This window comes from Frankia sp. AiPs1, assembly GCF_023716945.1.
In the GTDB taxonomy this organism is placed as follows: domain Bacteria; phylum Actinomycetota; class Actinomycetes; order Frankiales; family Frankiaceae; genus Frankia.
The window spans coordinates 1-5,308 of sequence record NZ_JAMQQF010000426.1; the positions used below are offsets into that span (position 1 = coordinate 1).

Below are 5,308 nucleotides of genomic sequence, written 5' to 3' on the forward strand. Positions count from 1 at the left end.
GCCCCGGCGCGCACCGCCGCGGCATCGCTCCGGCACCGCCGCGGCACCGCCCGAGCTCAGCGGGGCGGGGTGGAGGCGCGCAGGTGGTCGACGACGGCGGTGATCCGGGGGTCGCGGGCGGCGGTGGCGCGTGACCAGGCCAGGCCGAGCTGGAAGTCGATCTCCCCGGCGGCCAGCGGGACGAGGGCGAACACCGGGTCGGCGAACACCCGTCCGGCGGGCCCGGAGTTCACCGAACCGGTCAGGGTGAGCTGGCGGGACCGGCGGACGGTGTTCGCGAGCAGCAGCAGGTCCTGCTCGCGCATGGTGACGACGCGTGCGTGCCCGACCTGCTCCAACCGGTCCTGCAGCCGGCGCATGGCGAGCGGCTGCAGCCGGGTGGGCGTCAGCAGGATCTCCCGGTCCCGCAGGTCGGCCAGGTGCAGGCAGCTCCGGGTCGCCAGCTCGTCGTCGGCCCGCATCGCGACCCGCAACCGGTAGGCGACCAGGGGCAGCACGTCCAGCGCCGGATCGTCGACGGGCAGGTGCACCAGCGCGAGGTCCAGCTCGCCGCGGTCCAGTGCCGGCAGCAGTTCGCTGGACGGGTTGTGGACCAGGTCGGCCAGGCTGCCGTCCGGGGTCTCCGGGGCCTCGGGGGCCTCGGGGGCCTCGGGGGTCTCGGGGGCGCGGTCCTGGCTCGGCGCACCGGCCAGGAATGCGCCGATGGTCGAGACCACACGGTCGACGACGTGCGGCGGCGCGAAGTGGGTGGACCCCAGACGCAGCGGTGGGAGCTGGCCGGCGGCCTGCCGGGCGGCGAAGCGTGCCTCCGCCAGGCTGCGCAGCGCCGCCTCGATCCGCGGCAGCGCCGCCCGGCCCGCCTCGGTGAGCTCCACCGAGTGATGGCCGCGGGCGAACAACTCCACGCCCAGTTCATGCTCCAGCGCGCGGATGCTGCGGCTGACCGGCGACGGCGTCAGGTGCAGCCGCGCCGCCGTCCGGCCGACGTGGCCCTCCTCGGCGAGGATGACGAATGCTCTGAGCTGTCCGATCTCCATGTCGCATCCACGTGACCATGACGGGCGTCCGCTGTCAAAGCCGCCAGCCCACCGGTCTACTCGGATGTTCCGCGGCGGCCGCCTGGGGCGGTGGGTGGTGGGGCGGTGATCGGCGGGGTGGTGTCGGCGTGGACGTAGGTGCCCGGGGTCTGGCCGGTGGCACGGCGGAAGGCGTTGATGAAGGCGCTGGGTTTGCGGTAGCCGACGGCGCGGGCGGTGACGTTGACCGTCGCCCCGTTGGCCAGCAGCCCGATGGCCGCGCGGATGCGGACCTGGGTGCGCCAGCCGGTGAAGCTCAGCCCGGTCTCGGCGGCGAACAGCCGGGACAGGGTGCGGACGCCGGCGTGCACGTGGTCGGCCCAGGCGGCGAGTTCGCGCTGGTCGGCTGGGTCGGCGATGAGCCGTTCGGCGATGGCCCGTACCCGCGGGTCGGCCGGCATGGCTACCTGGATGTCGCGGGTGGGCAGCGGGGTGAACAGGCCGAACATGAGTGTTTCGGCGTGTGCTCGGCTCGGGTCCCGCGGCCCGATGCGGTGCAGGTGCACGATGAGTTCGCGTAGGAGTGGTCCGACCGCGAAACCGGTGGGCTCGGTCCAGGTGATCGGGCAGCGGTCGGTGGCGAAGGTGATGACCGACATCTCACCGGCGTGCAGCACGGCCCCGGTGTGCTCGACTCCGCCGGGAACCCACAGCCCGTAGCCGGGCGGGATCATCCAATAACGCGATGCGACGGTGCCCGTCACCGTCGCGGTCGAGGACCACAGCAGCGTGGGTTCGGGGTGGGTGTGCGACTCGAGCTGCACGTCCGGCCCGGCCTCGCCGCGGTCGATGCTCAGGATCGGCGACGTGTGCGGTGGTGCGGGCGGCACCGACACCGCGTGGTTCCAGCCGTTCATGGCGCTGCTCCGTTCTGCCGATCCGGCCCCGGAGGGTTGGCCGGTGCGGGGTACTGGTTGGCCTCCATACGCACATCGGTCAACCTAGGTTAAGTACGCCTAACCATGTGGCGGTCGCGCCTATCCCACCGGGTGTGCGCCGACCACGCGGGCCTGAGCGTGCGGCAGAGGGAGACGATTCGTGAGCGAGCTGATGATCGAGGCCGAGGGCCTGGTGAAGCGTTACGGGGAGACCGAGGCGGTGGCCGGGGTCAGCGTGGCGGTGCCGGCCGGGACGGTCCTGGGGGTGCTGGGCCCGAACGGCGCGGGCAAGACGACCACGGTCCGGATGCTGACCACGCTGACCGCGCCGGATGCCGGGTGGGCGCGGGTGGCCGGCCACGACGTGGTGCGGGAGGCCAAGGCGGTGCAGGCCAGGATCGGGGTCACCGCCCAGGAGGCCACGGTCGACGGGATGCTGACCGGGCGGCAGAACCTGGTGATGATCGGCCGGTTGAGCGGGTTGCGCAGGGGCGACGCTCGGCGGCTGGCCGGGGCCCTGCTGGAGCGCTTCGCGCTGGCCGACGCCGGTGACCGGATCGTGAAGGGCTATTCGGGCGGGATGCGGCGCCGCCTGGATCTGGCCGCCGGGCTGGTGACCCGGCCGCCGGTGCTGTTCCTGGACGAGCCGACCACCGGTCTGGACCCGGCCAGCCGGGTCCGGATGTGGGGCGTGATCCGGGAGCTGGTCACCGACGGCGCCACCGTGCTGTTGACGACCCAGTACCTGGAGGAGGCCGACGAGCTGGCCGACCGGATCATCGTGGTCGACCACGGCCGGGTGATCGCCGCGGGCACCGCGGCGCAGCTAAAGGCCCAGACCGGGGGCGCCCGGCTGCAGGTCACCCTCACCACCGCCCACCCCGAGGCCGCCGCCGCACTGCGCCGCTTCGCGGCCGGAGACGTCGCGGTGAGCCAGGACGGACTGCACCTACGGGCCCCGGTGACCAGCGGTTCGGGACTCGCCAGCGCGGTGGTGCGGACCCTGGACACCGCGGGGGTCAGCGTCGACGACGTGGAGGTCCACCCCCCGTCGCTGGATGACGTGTTCTTCGCCCTGACCGGCCGCCCGGCCGACGAGCACCCCACCCCCGGTGACGTCGACCCCGAATCGGGCGCGGGGCGATCGCTCGCCACGAGGGAGCAGGTGCTGCCGGCATGACCACGACCACCCTGGCCCCGACGACGGCGACGACGGCGCCGCCCTTGCCGGTAGCCGCAGCGCGGACCCACGGCCCGCTGCGTAAGGCGTCCGACGTCGCTGTGCTGTCGGCCCGCAACCTGGTCCACATCTCCCGGGAGCCGTTCCAGCTCTCCGACGTGACCCTGCAACCCGTGTTGTTCACCCTGCTGTTCGTGTACGTCTTCGGCGCGGGGGTGGTGCTGCCCGGCGGTGCCAGCTACAAGGACTTCGCCGTCCCCGGCATGCTCGTGTTCAACCTGGTCACCTCGACGGTCGGGACCGGCGTCGGGCTCAGCCTGGACGTCAACACCGGGGTCATCGACCGGTTCCGGACCCTGCCGATGTGGCGGGCCGGCGTGCTGGTGGCCCGGTCGGTCACCGACCTGTTCACCGCGGTGATCTGCGCCGGCATCGTCGCCGCCACCGGTTTCGCCATCGGCTGGTCGCCGGACGGCGGGGTCGGCAGGGCGATCGCCGCGTTCGCCCTCGTGCTGTTCTTCGGCTACGCCGTCTCGTGGGGCTGCGCCTGCCTCGGCCTGGCCAGCAAGGGCGTCGAGACCGCCCAGGCCCTGGGTCTGCTCGTCCTTTTCCCCGTCGTCTTCATGTCCAACGCCCTGGTCCCCACCCAGCGGATGACTCCCTGGTTGCGGGACGTCACCACCTGGAACCCGGTCAGCGCCGTCACCGCGGCCGCCCGCCAGTTGTTGGGCAACCCCAACCCCTCGGCCTCGATCCATGCCTGGCCCATGGAGCACCCCGTCTGGGCCGCCGTCCTCTGGTCGATCGGACTCCTGGCCGTCTTCGCCCCCACCGCCACCGTCCTCTACCGACGCCGCGCCGCGGAGTGACCACTGTCCTCCCGGCCATGCCGACGAGGCCACGGTCACCACTGACCAGAACCCGCCCACCACCCCAGGCCGGACCAGCCGGCCCTGGCCACCGGCAGGTCAGATGCCGGCGTCGCCGCGGCGGTATTCGGCGGTGAGCTTGTCGAGGCGTTCGCGGGTCGCGTCGTCGAGGTGCAGGTCGACGGCGGCGAGGGTGGCGTCGAGCTGGTCGGGGCGGCTGGCGCCGATGATCGGCGCGGTGATCGCGGGCTGGGCGAGCGACCAGGCGACTGCCAGGGTCGGCAGCGCCACCCCGAGGTCGGCGGCGATGGCGGCGAGTTCGTCGATGGTGTCGAACATCCGCTCCTGCCAGTAGCGCTGCTGGTAGCGGTCGGCGGCGGTGCCGAGGGTGAACCTGCTGCCGTCGGTCGGTGGTTTCGTGCGGTCGTGCTTGCCGGAGAGCAGTCCGCCGGCCAGCGGGTTGTAGGGGATCACCCCGACGCCCTCCTCCTGGCACAGGGGGAACAGTTCGCGTTCGACCTCGCGGAACAGCAGGCTGTGGCGGGGCTGGGCGGAGTCGAAGCGGACGAGGTTGAGCGTCTCGCTGCGGCCGATCGCGCGGGCGAGCTGGTAGGCCAGGTAGTTCGAGACGCCGACGTAGCGGACCTTGCCCGCGCGGACCACGTCGTCCAGCGCCCGCAACGTCTCGTCGATCGGGGTCGTCGGGTCGTACCCGTGGAGCTGGTAGAGGTCGATGAAGTCGGTGTTCAGCCGGCGCAGGGAGGCGTCGACGGCGTCGAGGATGTGCCGCCGGGACGCGCCGCGGTCCCAGGGCCGGGAGCTGGTGGGCCCGACGCACTTGGTGGCCAGGACGACCTCGTGGCGGCGGCCGGTGAGCCAGCGGCCGAGGATCTCCTCGGTGCGGCCGATGGTCTCCACCGTTCCGCCGAGCGGGTAGACGTCGGCGGTGTCGAGGAACGTGATGCCGCCGTCGGCGGCGCGGTCGAGGATCGCCCGGGAACGTTCCTCGTCGCACTGCAGGCCGAAGGTCATCGTGCCCAGGCACAGGCGGGATACCCGCAGGCCGGTCCGTCCCAGCTGTACGTGCTTCATCGTCAGGTCCTCTTCGGGTGGCAGGATCGGCCCACGCTGACGGGGTCAGCGGTTGTGCCAGTGGGGGGTGCGTTTCTCGGCGAAGGCGGTGAGGCCTTCGTGCATGTCCTCGCTGAGGAGGAGGTCGTCGAGGGCGGGGGAGTCGTGGGCGGCGGCGTCGTGGGGGTCGGGGATCCCGGCGGTCTCGTTCATGATCTGCAGGGAGATGCGGAC

5 protein-coding genes are annotated in these 5,308 nt (G+C 72.7%); 2 read left to right on the top strand and 3 right to left on the bottom strand.

The genetic code is table 11. The features are described from left to right. Window positions 1-56: 56 nt before the first annotated feature. Both ND748_RS24500 and ND748_RS24505 read right to left on the bottom strand, forming a co-directional pair. Complete coding sequence (locus ND748_RS24500) at window positions 57-1,037, bottom strand: LysR family transcriptional regulator (RefSeq protein ID WP_251748328.1); 981 nt, start codon at window positions 1,035-1,037, stop codon at window positions 57-59. A 56-nt stretch (window positions 1,038-1,093) separates the two neighbouring features. Continuing rightward, window positions 1,094-1,933: an AraC family transcriptional regulator gene (locus ND748_RS24505; protein ID WP_251748330.1), complete on the bottom strand. Its 840-nt coding sequence runs from the start codon at window positions 1,931-1,933 to the stop codon at window positions 1,094-1,096. Window positions 1,934-2,114: 181 nt separating this feature from the next. On the opposite strand from ND748_RS24505, the gene ND748_RS24510 reads away from it, so the two are divergent. Further along, a complete protein-coding gene (locus ND748_RS24510) occupies window positions 2,115-3,134 on the top strand; it encodes an ATP-binding cassette domain-containing protein (RefSeq protein WP_251748332.1) in 1,020 nt (339 codons plus the stop codon). After that, window positions 3,131-4,003: an ABC transporter permease gene (locus ND748_RS24515; RefSeq protein ID WP_251748333.1), complete on the top strand. Its 873-nt coding sequence runs from the start codon at window positions 3,131-3,133 to the stop codon at window positions 4,001-4,003. Before ND748_RS24510 ends, ND748_RS24515 begins: the two co-directional genes overlap by 4 nt. A 99-nt stretch (window positions 4,004-4,102) precedes the next feature. Here ND748_RS24515 and ND748_RS24520 read toward each other — a convergent pair whose 3' ends face one another. Continuing rightward, window positions 4,103-5,101, bottom strand: coding sequence for an aldo/keto reductase (locus tag ND748_RS24520; RefSeq protein ID WP_374216021.1), 999 nt, complete (start codon window positions 5,099-5,101; stop codon window positions 4,103-4,105). Between the last annotated feature and the right edge of the window lie 207 nt (window positions 5,102-5,308).